Origin of the sequence: Gaetbulibacter saemankumensis DSM 17032 (assembly GCF_000425645.1) — a bacterium.
GTDB lineage: Bacteria > Bacteroidota > Bacteroidia > Flavobacteriales > Flavobacteriaceae > Gaetbulibacter > Gaetbulibacter saemankumensis.
The window spans coordinates 977145-997223 of the sequence record NZ_KE384430.1; the positions used below are offsets into that span (position 1 = coordinate 977145).

19 protein-coding genes are annotated in these 20079 nt (G+C 34.5%); 9 read left to right on the top strand and 10 right to left on the bottom strand.

What is annotated here, in order from left to right:
- Positions 1 to 66 precede the first annotated feature (66 nt).
- Both H611_RS0111085 and H611_RS0111090 read right to left on the bottom strand, forming a co-directional pair.
- Positions 67 to 456 carry a DUF4242 domain-containing protein gene (locus tag H611_RS0111085; protein ID WP_245574792.1) on the bottom strand — a complete coding sequence of 130 codons (390 nt, stop codon included), beginning with the start codon at positions 454 to 456 and terminating at the stop codon, positions 67 to 69.
- 116 nt (positions 457 to 572) lie between these two features.
- A complete protein-coding gene (locus H611_RS0111090) occupies positions 573 to 1676 on the bottom strand; it encodes a nickel-binding protein (RefSeq protein ID WP_027138442.1) in 1104 nt (367 codons plus the stop codon).
- A 138-nt stretch (positions 1677 to 1814) separates the two neighbouring features.
- Between H611_RS0111090 and H611_RS0111095 the strand changes: the two genes are divergently transcribed.
- The 5 genes from H611_RS0111095 to H611_RS0111115 all read left to right on the top strand — a co-directional run bounded on the left by H611_RS0111095 (position 1815) and on the right by H611_RS0111115 (position 6498).
- Positions 1815 to 2498 carry an SDR family NAD(P)-dependent oxidoreductase gene (locus H611_RS0111095; protein ID WP_027138443.1) on the top strand — a complete coding sequence of 228 codons (684 nt, stop codon included), beginning with the start codon at positions 1815 to 1817 and terminating at the stop codon, positions 2496 to 2498.
- A gap of 2 nt (positions 2499 to 2500) precedes the next feature.
- A complete protein-coding gene (locus H611_RS0111100) occupies positions 2501 to 3136 on the top strand; it encodes an HAD family hydrolase (protein ID WP_027138444.1) in 636 nt (211 codons plus the stop codon).
- A gap of 101 nt (positions 3137 to 3237) precedes the next feature.
- Positions 3238 to 3846: a SprT-like domain-containing protein gene (locus tag H611_RS0111105; protein WP_027138445.1), complete on the top strand. Its 609-nt coding sequence runs from the start codon at positions 3238 to 3240 to the stop codon at positions 3844 to 3846.
- Entirely contained in the window at positions 3839 to 4918 is a 1080-nt protein-coding gene (locus H611_RS0111110; protein WP_027138446.1) for a mannose-1-phosphate guanylyltransferase, read from the top strand. Before H611_RS0111105 ends, H611_RS0111110 begins: the two co-directional genes overlap by 8 nt.
- A 110-nt stretch (positions 4919 to 5028) precedes the next feature.
- Positions 5029 to 6498, top strand: a complete 1470-nt coding sequence (locus H611_RS0111115) for a DUF389 domain-containing protein (protein WP_027138447.1) — start codon at positions 5029 to 5031, stop codon at positions 6496 to 6498.
- A gap of 2 nt (positions 6499 to 6500) precedes the next feature.
- On the opposite strand, the gene H611_RS0111120 is transcribed toward H611_RS0111115, so the two are convergent.
- Positions 6501 to 7268 (bottom strand): ABC transporter ATP-binding protein, encoded by a 768-nt coding sequence (locus H611_RS0111120; RefSeq protein ID WP_027138448.1) that lies wholly within the window; start codon positions 7266 to 7268, stop codon positions 6501 to 6503.
- Positions 7268 to 8005, bottom strand: coding sequence for an MlaE family ABC transporter permease (locus tag H611_RS0111125; RefSeq protein WP_027138449.1), 738 nt, complete (start codon positions 8003 to 8005; stop codon positions 7268 to 7270). Before H611_RS0111125 ends, H611_RS0111120 begins: the two co-directional genes overlap by 1 nt.
- A 106-nt stretch (positions 8006 to 8111) precedes the next feature.
- Between H611_RS0111125 and pafA the strand changes: the two genes are divergently transcribed.
- From pafA to H611_RS14545, 3 genes are all read left to right on the top strand, one after another.
- Positions 8112 to 9797, top strand: a complete 1686-nt coding sequence (pafA, locus tag H611_RS0111130) for an alkaline phosphatase PafA (protein WP_035483773.1) — start codon at positions 8112 to 8114, stop codon at positions 9795 to 9797.
- 1 nt (position 9798) lies between these two features.
- Positions 9799 to 10608, top strand: a complete 810-nt coding sequence (locus H611_RS0111135; RefSeq protein WP_027138451.1) for a DNA/RNA non-specific endonuclease — start codon at positions 9799 to 9801, stop codon at positions 10606 to 10608.
- 93 nt (positions 10609 to 10701) lie between these two features.
- A complete protein-coding gene (locus H611_RS14545; protein WP_051238790.1) occupies positions 10702 to 12789 on the top strand; it encodes a T9SS type A sorting domain-containing protein in 2088 nt (695 codons plus the stop codon).
- A 43-nt stretch (positions 12790 to 12832) separates the two neighbouring features.
- On the opposite strand, the gene H611_RS0111145 is transcribed toward H611_RS14545, so the two are convergent.
- From H611_RS0111145 to gcvP, 4 genes are all read right to left on the bottom strand, one after another.
- Positions 12833 to 13687, bottom strand: coding sequence for a glycosyltransferase (locus H611_RS0111145; RefSeq protein WP_027138452.1), 855 nt, complete (start codon positions 13685 to 13687; stop codon positions 12833 to 12835).
- A 15-nt stretch (positions 13688 to 13702) separates the two neighbouring features.
- Positions 13703 to 14227, bottom strand: coding sequence for a methyltransferase (locus H611_RS0111150; RefSeq protein WP_027138453.1), 525 nt, complete (start codon positions 14225 to 14227; stop codon positions 13703 to 13705).
- A gap of 26 nt (positions 14228 to 14253) precedes the next feature.
- The gene (locus tag H611_RS0111155) at positions 14254 to 15312 is read right to left on the bottom strand and encodes a 3-oxoacyl-ACP synthase III family protein (RefSeq protein WP_027138454.1); all 1059 of its coding nucleotides are present in this window, start codon (positions 15310 to 15312) and stop codon (positions 14254 to 14256) included.
- 103 nt (positions 15313 to 15415) lie between these two features.
- Positions 15416 to 18265: an aminomethyl-transferring glycine dehydrogenase gene (gcvP, locus tag H611_RS0111160; RefSeq protein WP_027138455.1), complete on the bottom strand. Its 2850-nt coding sequence runs from the start codon at positions 18263 to 18265 to the stop codon at positions 15416 to 15418.
- Positions 18266 to 18382: 117 nt separating this feature from the next.
- On the opposite strand from gcvP, the gene H611_RS0111165 reads away from it, so the two are divergent.
- On the top strand, positions 18383 to 19216 hold the full coding sequence (locus H611_RS0111165; RefSeq protein ID WP_027138456.1) for a UbiA prenyltransferase family protein: 834 nt from the start codon (positions 18383 to 18385) through the stop codon (positions 19214 to 19216).
- Here H611_RS0111165 and H611_RS0111170 read toward each other — a convergent pair.
- Entirely contained in the window at positions 19213 to 19476 is a 264-nt protein-coding gene (locus H611_RS0111170) for a hypothetical protein (RefSeq protein WP_027138457.1), read from the bottom strand. The genes H611_RS0111165 and H611_RS0111170 overlap by 4 nt on opposite strands.
- Positions 19477 to 19478: 2 nt before the next feature.
- Positions 19479 to 20033, bottom strand: a complete 555-nt coding sequence (locus H611_RS0111175) for a sigma-70 family RNA polymerase sigma factor (RefSeq protein ID WP_027138458.1) — start codon at positions 20031 to 20033, stop codon at positions 19479 to 19481.
- Positions 20034 to 20079: the final 46 nt, after the last annotated feature.

Consider the following 20079-nt stretch of genomic DNA (forward strand, 5'->3'; position numbering starts at 1 on the left):
CTTAGGCTAATAAGATGTTAAATTCAATTTTATTTAATCTTAATATTGGGGCTGGGTATAGATTATTTACATTTCAGCTGTGCTTGGGTCTATAATATTGACCACCTCAGATACAGAATTAGCAGGAATACCGGCATCCTTAGCATGTTTAATTACTAAATCTTTATTAGCTGCTAGATATACACAGTAAATTTTATTGCCAGTAATAAAGCTGTTTACCCATTTAATATCAGGTCCTAAATTATGCAATACTTTACAAGAATTAAGACTAGCTTGTTTTAATTCTATTTTCGTTAATTTACCGACTTCTGGCATTTCACGTTCTATAACATACATATGTTGGTTTGGTGTGGCCGCCTCATCTCGTAATAAGTCGGCAATAGATTTGTCTTGACCAAATGTAATTGCTGAAATATTGATTAAGATTAAAATTAAGAATGATTTTAAAGTTTTCATACTGTTTGATTTTAGTGATTAAAAAATTTAATAGCACTTTAAAATTATATTCTAATTTCTGATTGAAGTTACACAAATAATTCAAATATTATAAGTTTTAATGCATTGAAAATAAATTAGTTAGTGTGTTTGTGCTTAGAAATGTAATCTGAAGGAAGTATTTTAAATTTATTTTTAAAGCATTTAGAAAAATATGCTAAACTATTAAATCCAGTTTCAAAGGCAATTTCGGATATATTGCCTTTTTCAAGGTTTAGTAAATTTAAAGCTTGAGTTAAACGGTAATCTCTAATAAAAGCGTTGGGAGATTTTCCTGTTAAAGTTGTAAGTTTTCTGTAGAGCTGGGATTTGCTATAACCAAGATTTTCACTAAAATTATCGATATTAAATTCTGAATTTTGCCAGGAGATTTCAACTTCATCCATTAACTGAATAAGGAATGTTTCTTCGGAAGGAGATAGCACCCGAATTTGACTATTATCAGAAATCAGACTTCTCTGTTCACTTTTAAAGAGAGTTTTCACCTCGTATGAAATAGTTATATCGGCATCCACTATTTCACACATTCGAGAAATTAAAGAAATAGTATCTTCAAAAATTTGAGGTTTATTCGTTACAGGTTCTCCTGAGGCAATCGCTATTTTAATGTGGGTTGATGGGGTTGAATATTTAGGCTTTAAGTCCGATTCTATTTTTAAAGCGGTCTTAATGGCGTTTACAGCAGATTTAAATGAAATTAAATAAAAGCTCGTGTTTCTTTTGACAATATTACCGTGATGTTTTTCAATTAATTTTACAATTTCGGTATCAAAGTTTTTTGAAATCGATTTAGAAACGGTAGAATTTTGCTTGTATATTATTCGATTAGAGTTAATGGCCATTAAAATGCGATAAGCCGAGTCGTTAATAATATTGAGTTCTTTACTTTGGTCTTTCTCAGGATCTGAAATTCTGCCCAAAAAAGATTCTACAATGGTAGGTTCTACCTCTATAATAGTGTTTGGTACATCGCCATGAGCGTGTTTGTGCATGCGTGTAATAGCTTCTTTGTTTGGAGCTTCAATAAGGCAAAACACATTTTTACGCTTTTGGTCGAACCAATAGGTAAAACCACGGCAACCATACTCGTGTTCAATTTTTAAGTCTTCTTGATGTATCTCTGCCAACACTTCAGCCGAAACACCTTCCGAGACATCGTGACGATCCATAAATATAGGCATGATTCAAAATTTTCATACAAATTAATGATTTATAGCGGTTTACGCAATTTTAATCGGTGACCGACTTCATTTTAAATTATCTGTTAATAGTTTTACTAGGGTATTGAACTTTTTTATCTTTAGCACAAATAAAAACCCATGCAGAAAAATATAATCATTACCGGAACAAGTCGAGGAATAGGTTTTGAATTAGTACAATTATTTGCAAAGGCAGGGCATCGAATTCTGGCGCTTTCCAGAAATGAGCGGCCTATTAATGATTTAAATTTAAGTAATGTAACCACATTTTCTTTCGATTTAAGTGATGAGAATGCCTATTCTAAAGTTGAGGATTTTATAAATGCAAATTGGGAGCAGGTAGATGTGTTGATAAACAATGCCGGTATGTTGGTTAACAAACCATTCTCTGAAATTACTATGGCCGATTTTGAAGCCGTATATAAAACCAATGTATTTGGAGTAGCAGAACTTACGCGAGTAGTTTTACCTTTTATGAAACAAAATAGTCATGTAGTAACTATAAGCTCTATGGGTGGTGTACAGGGTAGTATGAAATTTCCAGGCCTAGCCGCTTATAGCTCTAGTAAAGGCGCTGTTATAACTTTAACCGAGTTATGGGCTGAAGAATATAAAGAAAGTGGCATTTCATTTAATGTGCTCGCGTTAGGGGCTGTTCAAACAGAGATGTTAGAGGAAGCTTTTCCCGGCTACCAGGCACCAACTACTGCATTGGAAATGGCAGAATATATTTCTGATTTTGCTTTAAACGGGAATAAATATTACAACGGCAAATTGTTACAGGTTTCTAATTCTACGCCTTAATTATGAAGAAATACAAGTGTATTATATTCGATTGTGATGGTGTATTGGTAGATACCGAAGTTACAAGTAATCAGTTGTTAGTAGAAATGGCGAATGACTACGGGGCTAACATCGATCTTGATTATGCTATGAAGCATTTTAAAGGTAGTCATTTTAGAGATTGTTTGAAATTAATAAAGACCTTAGTCACTAAGTCAGTTTCAGAAACGTTTGAACAAGATTATAGAACTGAATTGGATAAGCGGTTTAAAGACACTGTGAAACCAATAAAAGGTATTAAGAATGTTATTGAAAAGTTGGATGTATCTTTTTGTGTGGCTTCTAGTGGTACTGATGAAAAAATTCGACTTAATTTAGGACTGGTAGGTCTCTTAGATGCTTTTGAAGGTAAGATATTCAGTTGTTATACTATTCAGAAATGGAAACCTGATCCAGACATTTTTTTATTGGCTGCAAAAACCATGGGCTATAGTCCTGAGAATTGTTTGGTTGTAGAGGATAGTAAACTTGGAGTTCAAGGTGCTTTAAATGGAGGGTTTGATGTATATGGTTATACCGAACACGATTATTACAATGAATTGGAAGGCCTGGCAACAAAAACGTTTTCGAAAATGGAAGATTTAATTGAAATACTTTAGATTTTCTAAAAAAGAACAAAAATAGTTTCGAGAATGTAATTATTGTGGTTTTCTATGTCGAAAGCTTTTAATAATCGGGTAATTCTTTTAAATTTGAGTATATGCATCAAAAACTGCAGGGATATATTTCTGATAATGCCATTCCAAAGGTTTTAAAATTATTAGAACACGATCGTTTACTGGTAAAAGTAAAAAAGGAGCGCAAAACTAGGCATGGTGATTATATGCGTTTATCTAATGGAAATCATCAGATAACTGTTAATTCTAATCTCAATCAGTATCGTTTTTTAATTACCTTAATTCATGAGATTGCTCATTTTGAAGCCTATCGAACTTATGGGAAGTTAATTAAGCCACATGGTATAGAGTGGAAGCATACGTTTCAGCATTTAATGTTACCATTTTTAAATCCTGACATTTTTCCAGAAACACTTTTGCCGCTGTTAGCTAGGCATTTTAAAAATCCTAGGGCTTCGAGTGATACCGATATTGAATTGGCCTTTGCTTTAAAACAGTATGATCCTCCGAGCGATAAATCTTATATTTTTGAAGTACCTTTAGGGGCAACTTTTAAATTATACAATAATAAAACCTTTATAAAAGGACATAAAAGAAGAACGCGTTTTGAGTGTGTTGAAGAGAATACCGGTAGGATATATCTTTTTAACCCGAATGCAGAAGTTGAATTATTAAAAATAACCAATGAATAAAAATTATTACGCCATATTGATGGCAGGAGGAGTAGGATCGAGATTTTGGCCAGTAAGTACAGAGGAATTTCCTAAGCAATTTCACGATATGTTGGGGACTGGAGATACTTTAATACAAAAAACATTTCAACGTTTATCACATGTAATTCCAAAGGAAAATATCTTTATTTTAACTAACGAACGTTATAATGATTTGGTATTTGAGCAATTACCTGAATTAACAGAACGCCAAGTGGTTTTAGAACCAGCTATGCGAAATACAGCACCTTGTATTTTATATGCTTCGTTAAAAATTCAGAAGGAAAATCCGGATGCCGTAATGATTGTAGCTCCTAGTGATCACTGGATTGAAGATGAAAAAACATTCTCAAAGAATGTACAACAAGCCTTTAATTTTTGCGAAAACAATAATGCCCTGATGACTTTAGGTGTTCAACCTACATTTCCTAATACAGGCTATGGGTATATTGAGTTTGATAAGACATCAACTCAAGACATTAAATCGGTTAATCAATTTAGAGAAAAGCCAGATTATGAAACGGCTAAGTCTTTTATAAAACAGGGGAATTTCCTTTGGAATGCCGGTATTTTTATGTGGAGCGTAAAATCGGTTGTGGAAGCTTTTCAGAGTAACCAACCCGCATTATATAAGTTGTTCGAATCTGGAATTTCTAGTTATAATACTGAAAGTGAGGCTGACTTTATCAAGGAAAATTATCCAAAAGCAGAAAATGTATCTGTGGATTATGCTATTATGGAAACCTCAAAAAACGTATTTGTTATTGCCGCGGAATTCGATTGGAATGATCTGGGGACCTGGGGGAGTTTATACGATAAGTTAGGAAAAGATGTCAATGATAATGCTGTCGTGAATGCAAGAACCTTAGTTGATGATGCGACTGGAAATATGATCAGAACCAAAGGCAACAAAATTGTTGTTGTAGATGGGCTGTCAGATTATATTATTGTAGATAAAGAAGATGTTTTGCTTATTTATCCCAAGGCAAAAGAACAAGATATTAAAAAGGTCCTTAAAAGTGTCAAAGATAAGTTTGGCGAACAATACGGTTAAAATCACGCTGGTTTTTAAAATAAAATTGGATTTTCTTAGTATTCCGATTTTTTTAAATAAAAACCTTTCAAATAATTTCTATATTTAGACTAATGGTTAATCATTATTAAATGCAAGAAAGTAAATTTAACTTTTCGGAAGACGAAGAGAAGAAAGCACAAGCCGTCGAAGAATCTCGTGAAGCGCTTAAATCAGACGCTAAAGGTTTATTTAAAAGTGTCAAGCGGTTTTTTGAAGAACTTTTGGATTTTCGGGAAGATACCGATCGTGATGAAACCATCGAGTCCATAAAAAGGGATATTCCTTTTAAAGGGGCCACGGCTTGGATTTTAATATTTGCAATTTTTGTTGCCTCTATTGGGTTAAATGTGAGTTCTACAGCGGTTGTAATTGGAGCCATGTTAATTTCACCACTTATGGGACCGATTTTAGGGGTCGGTATGTCTTTAGCCATTAATGATATTGATACTTTAAAACGCTCACTAATTAATTTATTAGTTATGGTGTCTTTAAGTGTGGTAACAGCCTTTTTATATTTTAAGTTGTCGCCGTTAACCGAACTTACGCCCGAACTTGAAGCGCGTACACAACCCACCATATTAGATGTTTTTGTAGCTATATTTGGTGGTTTAGCTCTTATTGTAGCGAAAACAAAACGAGGAACTATTGCCTCAGTGATTTTTGGTGTTGCGATTGCTACGGCCTTAATGCCTCCTTTATGTACAGCGGGATATGGATTGGCAGTAGGTAATTTAAAATTCTTTTTTGGAGCCACTTACTTATTTACTATCAATACCATATTCATTGCTTTGTCAACTTTTGTTGTGCTTAAGATATTAAGGTTTCCAATGATTAAGTATGCCAATTCAAAGCGGCGACGTTTAATTTCTCGTTTTGCTACCTTAATTGCAATCGTGGTTATGATTCCAGCGAGTTTTACCTTCTGGAAAGTATATAATAAAACGAAATTTGAAGTTGGAATAAGAAAGTTTTTAGAGAATGAAATTAGATCGAACGATGCTTTGCAACTTATGAATTATGACAGCAGTTTTGAAGATAGAATCATAGAACTTAATTTCTTTAATGAAGTTTCAGAATCTACGAAACAAGCTCTGTTAAATAGTTTGAAAAGTAACACAGAATATGAAAGTATAAAGGAGGCAGCGGTTAAAATCAAGGGAAGTGATACTAAAAGTTATGAGCTTATTTCTAATGCATATATGGATGCACGTGATGAGTTGAAGAATAGTAAAAATGTAATTTCTGGCTTGCACAAGGAAATAGAAGAATTAAAAAGCGAAATCATCGATTTAAATAAACAAATCGAAAAGGGAAGCCTAAAAGCTATTCCTTTTTCAAGTTTAAGCCATAAGGCTAAGCAGAAATTCTCGGATTTACAATATTTTAGCTATGCTAATGTGTTAGAATCTAAAGATTTTACAAAAATAGACACCTTACATATTGCAACGGCTAAGTGGCCCGCCATGCTGAAAGATAGTTTATTAATTGCCAGGGAGCAGGAATTTTCGGTTTGGTTGAAAAGTGAACTTAAATTAGATAGCTTAATTATAAGACATTAATTTTATTCGTTTTCCTCGATATACATTTTTCGTACTTTCTTGAATAAATTAGAAGAGTAAACGAAATTTGTAACCGATTCATTATCTGTTCTAAAAATAGTTTCTTTAGAGCCTTCCCAGGCTTTAAGGCCATCTTTAAGGAAAACGATTTTCTCACCTATTTCCATAACAGAGTTCATGTCATGAGAGTTAATAACTGTAGTTATTTGATATTCTTCTGTAATTTCCTGAATCAAATTGTCTATAACAATAGCTGTTTTGGGGTCTAATCCGGAGTTGGGTTCGTCACAAAAAAGATATTTTGGCTTATTAACAATAGCACGAGCAATAGCAACACGTTTTTGCATCCCCCCAGAAGCTTCACTAGGCATTTTTTTGTGAGCATCCGGAAGATTTACCCGTTTTAAAACCAAATCTGCACGGTCCTCCATTTCACTCTGGCTCATTTTTGTGAACATTTTTAGAGGAAACATTACGTTCTGAGCAATTGTTAAAGAATCAAACAGAGCGCTTCCCTGAAAAACCATTCCTATTTCTGCACGTAAATTACGTTTTTGATCTTCAGATAATTGAGAAAATATTCTCCCTTCATAAGCAATAGAGCCTTCTTCGTAATTAAATAACCCCAACAAGCATTTTAAGAATACCGTTTTGCCGGACCCACTTTGTCCAATAATTAAATTGGTTTTTCCTTTTTCAAATGATGTGGTGATGCCTTTTAAAACTTCTATACCGTTAAAAGACTTATGTAAATTTTTAACTTCTATCATTAGCTTAGCATCATATCGGTTAATATATAATTTAGTAAAATAATGACCACGGAAGTCCATACAAATGATGAGGTACTTGCCTTTCCAACTTCGAGTGCGCCACCTTTCATATAATAACCGTAATAAGCTGGAACCGTAGCCAGTACCATAGCAAATACAAAGGTCTTTACAAAAGCATAAAACACATGGAAGCTATCAAAATCTGTTTGAATGCCTAAGATGTAATCATCTACGGTAGCGTAACCACCAATGGAACAGGCCACCATGCCTCCTAAAATACCTAAAAACATCCCTATAGCAATGGCAAACGGATAGAGTGTTAATGCGATGGTTTTTGGAAACACTAAATAGTTTAATGAATTTATTCCCATAACCTCTAGCGCATCGATTTGTTCAGTAACTCGCATGGTTCCTATACTTGAAGTTATAAAAGAACCAACTTTTCCTGCCATAATTATGGAAGTAAATGTCGGAGCAAATTCCAAAATAACAGATTGTCTCGTTGCAAAACCAATAAGGTATTTTGGTATTAAAGGATTGTCAATATTAAGTGCTGTTTGAATGGTAATTACACCTCCAACAAAAAATGAAATAAAAGCAATGATTCCTAAAGAACTAACAATTAGATCGTCAATATCTTTAAGTATTAATGTTTTCATAACCGACCATCGGGTTGGTTTACGAAACATTTCTCCAATCATCATGAAATATGTGCCAATATTTTGAAGATAAGTCATATTATATTTTAATAGTGCTAAAGTAAAAAAAACTTATAGGTATTTAACCTTAAATTTAAATTAAGACAAATCAAAATCTGTATTTTTGAAAAAATATATTAGTCTTATGTTAAAAAGATTTAGCTTTTCAATAATTCTGCTGTTTGTTAGCGCAATAACAAATGCTCAAAGTGGTAATTATAAGGTAGAAACAGCTGACAACCAAACAAACCCAAAATTGGTTGTAGGTATAATTGTAGATCAAATGCGTTTTGATTATTTAACTCGTTTTTATAATCGCTATGGGGAGGGGGGATTTAAACGTATGATGAGAGAAGGGTTTAATTGCAGAAATAATCACTTTAATTATATTCCCACTAAAACGGGTCCGGGGCACGCTTCTGTTTATACAGGCACAACTCCCAAATATCATGGCATAATTGGTAATGATTGGTTTGATAGGTCATTAATTAAAAATGTGAATTGCGTGGAGGACTATGAAGTTCTTGCAATTGGAGCGTTAAATAAAGAAGTTAATGATGGCAAACGATCACCTAAAAGGATGTTGGCAACTACATTTGCAGATGAGAATAGGTTGTTTACTCAAATGCGAGGTAAGACTATAGGTGTTTCTATAAAGCATAGAAGTGCCATTTTACCGGCCGGGCATACTGCTAATGGTGCTTATTGGTTGGATTATGAGCATGATGGTACTGGAAATTGGATTACAAGCTCGTTTTATATGGATGATTTACCAAAGTGGGTAAAAGACTTTAATGCATCAGGTCGAACTGAATCCTATTTCAAAGAATGGAACACTTTATATGATATTGATACTTATGAAGAGAGTGGAAGTGATTTAAATACATTTGAAAGAATTTTTAAAGGAAAGAATACCGCAACGTTTCCATACGATCTAAGGGAGCTTAAAAACAAAAATGGTAATTATAAAATTATAGCTGAAAGTCCATTTGGTAATAGTTTGTTGACAGATTTTGCAATTGAAGCTTTAGAGGCTGAGAATTTGGGGGAAGACGCTATTACAGATATACTCGCTATTAGTTTTTCTAGTACAGATAAAGTTGGGCATGATTTTGGGCCTAATTCAAAAGAAATTGAAGATACTTATTTACGATTGGATTTGGATCTGGAACGGTTGTTTAATGCTCTTGATGAGAAAGTAGGTAAAGGTGATTACACAGTGTTTTTAACTTCAGATCACGGAGCACCAAACGTAATTAATTATTTAAAATCTGAAAAAATACCGGCGGGATTTTTTGATGAAAGCAAGATGTTTGAAGAAATGAATTCTTTTTTAGAAAAAAAATATCAGGTTTCAGATTTAATTTTGAGTAGAATTAATAGTCAAATTTATCTTAATCATGATAAAATAGAAAGTAATAATTTTGATTTAAAAATAATAAAGGAAACTTTATCTAAAGAATTATTGAAATACCAGCTTATTGATAAAGTATATGTGACATCACAAATCAATCAATTTGAAGCATCAAATGGCTATTTAGAAAATATGTTAAATAAGGGACATAGCCAAAAGCGTTCTGGGGATTTATTGTTTGTTTACAATCCTGCTGTGTTTAAGTATACAGCATGGAATGCAACAGGAACAGACCATCACTCTGGATTCAATTATGATACTCACGTACCATTATTATTTTTTGGAAAAGGTATAAAACATGGTGAGACCTATAAAAAAACTGAAATTACCGATGTCGCTCCAACGATGTCGGCCTTATTAGGAATTAGTTTTCCTAATGCTAATATTGGAGAACCATTAGATTTTATATTTGAATAGATTGAATAGGAAACATATATATTCCATAATTGCTGTAGCTCTGGTTACGGCAATTTATGGTTATGAACATTATTTAAAGATTCAAGATAAAGAGTTAATTGTAACGGCAGGTACTGAAATTAAGGAAAACACTAATGCCTATTATTTACCAACAAGTACTACCGGGCAAGTGGTTCATCATAAAGGTTATTCTCTTTCTTATAACGAACCTCACGAACAAGCTGAGTGGGTAGCCTATGAATTAAAAAAAGCAGATTTATCGAAAAGCCATTTTAAGCGTCCATACTTTGAAATTGATGAAGCCGTTGCGACAGGGGCAGCACATTGGCGTAATTATAAAAATTCTGGATACGATCGTGGTCATTTATGTCCGGCTGCTGATAGGCAGTATAATAAAGAAGTTTTCAATGAGACATTTTTAACCAGTAATATTACACCACAAGATCATGACTTTAATTCAGGTATCTGGAATCAGTTGGAACAACAGGTTCGGTATTGGGCTAAAATATATGATGGTGTTTATGTTGTAACCGGAGGGGTTTTAAAGGATCACTTAAAGTCTATTGGAAGTGAGTCGGTTTCGGTTCCTGAGTATTTTTATAAAGTGATTTTTGATAGAACAGAAGGCGCTAAAATGATAGCCTTTTTAATACCTCATGAAACTTCAAACAAATCTTTAAAGAAATATGTTGTTTCTGTTGATGCTATTGAAGAACTCACTGGAATTGACTTTTTTCCTAATTTAAAGGATTCTTTAGAGAATAAATTGGAAGCAAGGATAAACTATCAAAATTGGCGGTTTGTTAATTAACGAGTATCTAGGTTATTAAAAGATATTATGGTATAAATTTCAATAGTTTTTTGTAATTTATTAGACTTTTAATTAAAATAAAGTCAGATAGTTATGAAAGATAAATTACCTAATTGGTCCCCAAATCTGATTTTAAAAACCACCAAAAATTTCATTTTAATTTTAGCATTTTTGGTCGTTGGTCTAACTATTGTTTCCGCCCAAAATTCAAATGCAAATTCTAATGGAACCGATCATGCAAATGAAAATGCGACGGTTTATGGTGGCGTTATCTCTACTATGGATAACACTGAAGTTTGTGTGGGGGATGGTGTACCCGATTTAATAGATGTAATCGTTGAAGATGCCGCAGGCAGATTAAAGCAATGGGTTATTACAGATGATGAAAATAATATTTTAGCATTACCTGAAAACCCACCATTCGATTTTGATGGTGGCGAACCTGGAAATTGTCGTATTTGGCATTTATCCTATAATGGTATTAAACCATTGGTCGATCCATTTTGGCATAAACATGTTGTTAATCTTTCCGATATTAAAGGAAAGTTCGATTTGTCAAATTATATTGAGGTAACCAGGATTCAGCAACCTAGAGGTGGAGAAATAGCTTTGGAGGATGGTTCTACGGAAATAGAAATTTGCTCAGGTGACGGCGTTTCAGATGAATTCCAAGTTGTATTAGAAGGAGCCGAAGGACCAAATATGTTATGGGTTGTCACAGATACCGAAGCGAATATTATAAAAACTTCAACCGAGCCAATATTCGATTTTGAGGGTGAAGCAGGAGGAGTTTGTTTAATTTGGCATTTAAGTTATGCTGAGAATGTGAGTTTAGAAGGGGTTGAAAATGCGAATGAGCTCATGGGGTGTTTCGACTTGTCAAACCCAATTACCGTAAATAAGATAGGAGTAAATGCCGGAGCTATTGAAATTGCAGGAGGGGAAACCGCTATAGAAATTTGTGCAGGCGATGGCGAAAGCGATGCTTTCGATGTGAATATTATTGGAGACACGGAAGGTTCCAATTTTGCATGGGTAATCACTAATGAAGCTTTGGATATTTTAGATATTCAGGCACCAGAAACAATGTCCTTCGATCTAGAAGGAGCTGGTGATGGTGTATGTTTAATATGGCGAATTGCCTTTGAAGATGGTCTTACGGGAGCAGAAATAGGCCAAAATGCAGCAGATTTAATGGGCTGTTTTAATTTATCGAATGCGATTACAGTTACCAGACATGGCGTTAATGCCGGAGCTATTGAAATTGCGGGTGGAGAAACCGCTATAGAAATTTGTGCTGGTGATGGCGAAAGCGATGCTTTCGATGTTAATATTGTTGGAGACACCGAAGGGGCTAATTTTGCCTGGGTCATAACTAATGAAACTCTGGATATTTTAGATATTCAGGCACCAGAAACAATGTCCTTCGATCTAGAAGGAGCTGGTGATGGTGTATGTTTAATATGGCGAATTGCCTTTGAAGATGGTCTTACGGGAGCTGAAATAGGTCAAAATGCAGGAGGTTTAATGGGGTGCTTTAATTTATCAAATGCTATAACAGTGACCAGAAATGGCGTGAATGGAGGCGTGATAACGGGAGGCGAAGAAAATACCTTTTCTTTCACGGTTGGCGATGATACAGCTGATCATATTACTGAAGGAGCTATTACCTTAGAAGAGAATATTGGTCCCAATTCAAAATGGTTAGTAACGAATGCGGATGGCACTATAATAATGGGGGTTGCCGATAGTTATACGGAACCCAATTTTGATGAAGCCGAACCAGGTACCTGTCTGTTATGGCATTTAAGTTATCAAGATGGCTTAGAAGGTTTGGAACCTGTGGAAGGCGAGGGGCATTTAGTGGCCAATTTATCTGGATGTTTTAGTTTGTCGAATGCCATAACTATTTTAAGAACCGCTCCAGAAGCTTCAGGGAAAGTTGCGTTATATCCTAATCCATCTAAGAGTTATGTTACGATAGATGTGTCTGAATTTTCTAAAGAACCGATTAATTTAAGTGTTTTGAGTCTTCAGAATTCTAAATTATTAAATGAAAATGGTATTCAGAACAAAGAAATACTTTTGGATGTGAGCGATTATAATAGCGGTATTTATTTTATAAAAGTAACAAGTACTAAAACTGGTATTAGTGCAGTGAAAAGATTAATAGTAAATTAATAGGAATAAGTATTAAAATTGTAGAAAGATATAAGGAGCTATTTTATTTAGCTCCTTTTTTATTTAACATGCCGTTCCAGCGTAAGTTTCTTATAAACTGGCCTTCAGCCTCAGATACTAAATAAGCCATGTTGTTCTTCTTAGCTTTAAAATACCCAGCCATATAATCCTTAAAAAGTGAAAACCGCCCTTTTTTATAAGCTAATTTCGCTGCAGAAATAAGGGTGATTATTAAGCCATAGCGCATTTTATACATAGCTTCACCTTGAAGATGTTTTGAAGCCTTATTGTAACTTATTCCGGTTGGCTTCAGGTGTTTTACATGCAAATTTTCATCTGTTAAAATCTCCCAGCCGTAATATTTTGCTAATAATTCATCTACGGTGTCCCAGCCCATAGATGGTTTTAACTTGCCAATTTGGGTAAAACAATCTTTTTTGTATGCCTTTAAAGCTCCGCGAATGTGGTCTTTTCGAGTAAGATTTTCCAATATCCAATTGCCATTTTTTTCTATATAACAAAATCCGGCTGCCATACCCAGTCTTTGGTTTTGTTTGAAATGTTGGGCAATTTGTTCTAAATAATTAGGAGGGAAAATTAAGTCAGCGTCAAATTTGCATATAACGTCGTAATCCTCATCTAGTAAATTATAGCCTTTATAAAACGCATTAATAATTTTTGAACCTGGCAGGTGTTGATTGGATGACTTTGAATTTAATAGTGTTATCCAATGGTGTTTTTCAGCCAGAGCCTCAACAATATCTTCCGTATTGTCGGTTGAATTATCATTAACTACAACAACTTTTTTTGGAGGCAAGGTTTGTTTTGCCAAAGAGTCTAGAGTGAGGCCAATAGAACTTTCTTCGTTATGAGCTGGTATGACAATATAGATATTCAAAGAAGGAAGCTTTCGTTATTTAATTCTTTCGGCGTATACAATATAGTATCTCGGTGTAAACCAACGTAAAATAGGTCTAATACCGATTTTTTTCGTAGGGTTAGTCCACTTCTCACGGTCGATAATTTTCCATCCAGATTTTTCTAATAACCAGTCGAACTGCCAATCTTCAAATTCATGATAATGACGATCGAGCATATCGGTCTTACTTCTATAAGCTGATGAAAACCAAAGTTTGAGTGGAATACTAGTGACTAATTTATCTGAAGTTATAGATTTTAAAACCGTATAAGGTGATAATAAATGTTCAAAAATTTCAAAAGCCGTAGTTACTGTTGCCTTGGATGATTCAATGGTTGAGGTGTCTTCATCTAAATCTTCACCCAAGGTGTTTTCAACTACATAACCATGTTGTTTCATGATTTCCGAAAATGGATTTTCAACTCCTAAATCTAAAATAGATTGCTCTGTAGAAATGTGCTTTTCTAAAAATTCAATAGTATGTTTAAAGCGTTTATTAGGAAATGTTTTTTCGTACATTTTGCATATCCGCAACGGCGGTATTATTAATATTTATACACGATAGCATTAATGTGCATGCCTGCACCTACACTTGCAAATATAATAACATCTCCTTTGCTTAACTGATGATTTTCTAATTTATTATTTTTAACTAAATCGAATAATGTTGGTACGGTAGCTACTGAACTGTTTCCCAATTTCTGAATGCTCATGGGCATCACGTTTTCAGGGATTTCGGCTCTGTAAAGTCTGTAGAAACGCTTTAGTATGGCTTCGTCCATTTTTTCATTGGCCTGATGAATTAATATTTTCTTTACATCTTTTATGTCCACTCCACTGCTGTCTAAACAGGTTTTCATAGCTTGAGGTACATTCATTAAGGCGAATTCGTAAATTTTACGACCATCCATTTTAATGTATCGGGTGTCATTATTTAAGTTGGGATTATTGGAGTTTCCAAAATATAAATAATAGGCCTCATCATAGGTGTAACTTGCCGTTTCATGGGCTAAAATACCACCTTCTTCATCGGTAGCTTCAATAATAGTTGCACCGGCGCCATCTGAAAAAATCATAGAGTCTCGGTCGTGTTTATCTACAACGCGTGATAAGGTTTCGGAACCAATAACAAGACAACGTTTAGCCATGCCAGCTTTAATAAATGCTTGTGCCTGAATAACACCTTCTATCCAGCCAGGGCAGCCAAATAGGATATCGTAGGCTATACATTTAGGGTTTTTTATGCGCAAGCTATGCTTGATTCTTGCGGCTAAAGACGGAAGAACATCAGTTTGAATCGTGTTGTGTTTTACATCTCCAAAGTTGTGAGCAACAATAATGTAGTCTAATGTTTCAGGGTCTATTTTAGCGTCCTCAATAGCTTTTTCTGCAGCAAAAAAACCTAAGTCAGAAGAGGTTAAATGGGGCTTTGCATAACGACGTTCAGCAATACCTGTTATGGCTTGAAATTTTTCAATAATAACCTCATTTGGATTATTAATAACTGTGCCATCAGTGTTTAAAAATTGATGCTGAAAGAAAGCATCGTTTTTTTCTATAGTATCAGGAATGTAGCTTCCAGAACCAGTAATTTTAATATTCATAAAAAAAGAATTTGCCTTTTATTTTTGGCAGTACACTAATATACATGCTTTAAATAAAAGGCAAATTTTAAATTGAATTATTTTACGATGTTCAACCGATTATTTATGCTTCAGCATAAGCTTCAATCGGCGTACAAGAACATACTAGATTTCTGTCTCCATAAGCGTCATCAACACGTCTTACACTTGGCCAGAATTTGTTTTCTCTCACATAGTCTAATGGGAAAGCTGCTTTTTCTCTGCTGTATGGTAAATACCATTCATCGGCGGTGATCATTTCTAAAGTATGAGGTGCATTTTTTAATACATTATTTTCATCTTCTTTAGTTACGCTGTCAATTTCATTTTTAATTGAAATCATAGCATCACAAAAACGATCTATTTCAGCTTTGCTTTCACTCTCAGTAGGCTCAATCATCAGAGTGCCGGCTACTGGGAAAGATACTGTTGGTGCATGGAAACCGTAATCCATTAAACGTTTAGCAATATCGGTTACTTCAATACCGTTGGCTTTAAATGGACGACAGTCAACAATCATTTCATGAGCGGCGCGACCGCATTCACCAGAATATAAAGTATCGAAACTTCCTTGTAAGCGCGTTTTTATATAGTTTGCGTTTAATATGGCTATTTTAGTAGATTGCTGTAAACCTTCAGCACCTAACATTTTAATGTAGCCGTAAGAAATTAAACAAGCTAAAGCAGAGCCATAAGGCGCAGCGGATATAGCAGTAATAGCTTTTTCTCCTCCCACTTTAACTAATGGGCTGCCAGGTAAGAAAGGAACAAGTTGTTTTGCAACACAGATTGGTCCAACACCTGGTCCACCACCACCATGAGGAATGGCGAATGTTTTGTGTAGGTTTAAGTGACAAACGTCGGCACCAATTTGTCCTGGATTGGTTAAGCCAACCTGAGCATTCATGTTAGCACCGTCCATATAAACCTGACCACCATTATCGTGGATAATTTTAGTGATTTCTTTAATAGCCGATTCGTAAACACCATGTGTTGATGGGTAAGTAACCATTAAACAAGAAAGGTTGTCTTTATGTAGGATGGCTTTCTCGCGCAAATCTTCAACATCAATATTTCCTTCGTCGGTAGATTTAGTTACAACTACTTTCATTCCCGCCATAACAGCACTTGCAGGGTTTGTTCCGTGTGCAGATGATGGGATTAAACATATGTTTCTGTGGCCTTCGTTGCGAGATTCGTGGTATGCTTTAATAACCATAAGTCCAGCAAATTCACCTTGAGCACCTGAGTTTGGTTGTAATGATGTTGCAGCAAAACCTGTTATTTCCGTTAATTGATCTTCTAAAGCTTTTAAAACTTTTAAGTATCCTTTGGCTTGTTTTAATGGTGCAAACGGGTGAATATTTCCCCATTGCGGATTACTTAACGGAAGCATTTCAGATGCAGCATTAAGTTTCATTGTGCAAGAACCAAGAGAAATCATGGAGTGATTTAAAGCCAAATCTTTACGTTCTAAAGATTTGATGTAACGCATTAATTCTGTTTCAGAATGGTAAGCGTTAAATACATTGTCTGTTAAGAAGTCCGATGATCTTTGTAATGACTCCTGAATATTATTAGCAGTTTCAAGAGAAGTCACTTCGATAGTTTCTTTATCTGCTGCTTTTGCAAATACAGAAATTAAGTAATTTAAATCATTTAGGGAAGTAGTCTCGTTAAGAGAAACTGTAACTGTATCGTTATCTGGGTAGTAAAGGTTTACTTTTTTAGCTGTAGCAACCTTTTTTACTTTTTTCGCTTTTGTATTAATTTGAAGCGTATCGAAATACGAAGAATTAACTTGTTCGTATCCTAATTGCTCCAAAGCATTGGCTAAAGCAACAGTTTTATTGTGAACTTGGTTGGCGATAAACTTTAAGCCCTTAGGTCCATGGTAAACAGCATACATACCAGCCATTACAGCTAATAATACTTGTGCTGTACAGATGTTTGATGTTGCTTTATCGCGCTTTATATGTTGTTCGCGAGTTTGAAGCGCCATGCGTAAAGCACGGTTCCCATTTTTATCTTTAGTAACACCGATAATTCGCCCAGGAAGGTCACGTTTGTAAGCTTCTTTAGTTGCAAAATAGGCAGCATGAGGTCCGCCGAAGCCCATTGGTATACCAAAACGTTGCGTAGTTCCAACAACAACATCAGCACCAAATTTACCTGGAGCTTCAAGTTTAACTAAACTTAAAATGTCGGCAGCAACAGCCACTTTAATTTGAGCGTCGTTTGCTTTAGAAATAAAGGATTTAATATCGGTTATTTGTCCATCTTTCCCAGGGTATTGTAAAATAGCACCAAAGAATTCATTTGAAAAATCGAAATCAGCTTCGTTACCAATTACTAATTCAATACCAATAGGAAGTGCACGTGTTTTTAACAATGAAAGCGATTGTGGTAAAATGGCATCTGAAACAAAGAATTTATTAACCCCTGCCTTTTTCTGAGCACGATCACGAACCGCAAACAACAAACTCATAGCCTCTGCAACCGCTGTACTTTCATCTAAAAGAGAAGCATTAGCAAGTTCCATTCCGGTAAGATCGGCAACCATCGTTTGGAAGTTTAAAAGGGCTTCTAAACGACCTTGAGCTATTTCAGCTTGATATGGCGTATATGCCGTATACCATCCTGGGTTTTCTAAGACATTTCTTTGAATAACCGCCGGCATGATATTCGGGTGGTATCCTAATCCAATGTATGTTGGATATGGCTTGTTCTTTTTAGATAATTCATGAATATGAAGTAAATACTCATGTTCTGTTAATGGAGCGTCTAAATTTAGACCGTTTTCTAAACGAATATCATCAGGGATAGTTTCGTAAATTAATTGGTCTAAAGAGTCAACACCAATAGTTTTCAACATTTGTTCTTGTTGGTCTTCTTGAGGTCCAATATGACGCAATGCGAAAGCGTTTGTATTCATCGAGGTATGATTTATTAAATAATTTGCAAAAATACATAATTAATTATGTGTTTTGTGCAATACTTAGAAACTTTTAACCAAATAAATTGGTTTTAATTCTTTAATTACATTTGTGTAATGAAGTTATTTTACCAGGTCTTTAATTTTTACATTAACAGCAGTATTCATGTTGCCTTAGCCGTAGTGTCTTTAACTTGGATTACGCTGCTAGATTACAATATTTCTTTAGATGTTACAATACTAATGTTTGTAATGTTTTCTGCAATTACGGGGTATAATTTCGTCAAATACTTTGGGCTGGCTAAATTTCATCATCGGAGCCTTGCAAATAGACTTAAAAACATACAGATTTTTTCCATGTTCTGTTTTATCGCTATGTGTTATTTTGGTTTTAGGTTACAGTTTAAGACCTTGATTTGTATTTCTGTTTTTGCTGTGGTAACTTTTTTTTATGCAGTTCCATTTTTACCGAGAAACTTGTTTTTAGATAACAGACAAAATTTAAGAAATATAGGCGGATTAAAAGTGTATTTAATAGCTTTGGTATGGGCAGGTGTTACCGTGTTATTGCCATTGGTTAATAATGATTTTGAAATTAGCGTGGGTGTGTTACTAACTGTTATACAACGCTATGCTTTTATAATTGTTTTAATGCTGCCCTTCGAAATTCGTGATTTAAAATATGATAGTTTAAAACTGGCCACCATACCTCAAACAATGGGAATACGTCGAACTAAGATTATGGGAGGTTTACTATTGATTTTAGTAATTATTTTAGAATTTTTTAGAGGAGATTTTCAGTCTAAGCATTTATTAGTGCTAAGTTTTGTAGCTTTAACAACTTGGATGTTTCTAAAGTTTAGTAAAGTGGAACAGTCGGCTTATTACTGTTCTTTTTGGGTGGAAGGGATTCCTATTTTATGGTTTTTAATTTATGTATTATTTAATTAAAGGTCGTTTTCTTTTATAGCCTGGTCGATTTGTTTTTTCATGGATTCTTTACATGCTTTGTCTAAACAGCAGATTTTAGATTTTTCGATTACAGAAGTTAAACAAGCGTTGTTTTTTGAGTAATCTCGACATGTGCCGCAAAAAATCAAATGAATATTTAATTTTAGTTTTTCCCAAATGGTAGCTTCCTTATATTGCGCTTTATCACAAACATGTGTGGCCTTATCGCAACGTGTTGCAGTTTTGTTTTTATCACTCATAATTAAAACCAATTTTCTTTAAGGCAGTTCGCCATGGCGGTACGGGCTCTGTGAATGATTACCCAAAGATTAGACGGTGTAATATTTAGTTCATTACATATAACTTCGGTTTCGTGACCTTCAATAGTTTTTAATCGAAATACTTCCGCTTGTTTTTTGGGTAACTTACTTAAGCAATTATGAATGGCTTGACCAAGCTCTTCATTTTCCATTGTGTCCTGAGCTGTTTTGTCAAAAGCATCTGCAACCCGTTCCTCAAGCCAATCGCCGTCACTTTCGCTATCTTCACTATAATTTATACGTACTTCCGCTTTTCCTTTATTGGAATTTATCTTACGGTAGTAGTCTATTATTTTTCGTTTTAAAATGGATATTAACCACGTGCGCTCACTGGCTTCACCCTTAAAATTTTTCATCGACTTTAGTCCAGCTAGAAAGGTGTCTTGTACCAAATCTTGCGCAACATCTTTATCATTAATCCTCGCAATGGTATAATTATAAAGATAATCGGCATATAAGTCGACCCATTTATTTGGATTAATTGTGTGTTTAGACATTTTTCCATTATTTTCTTTATCAAAAATAATGGAAAAATGTCAGATT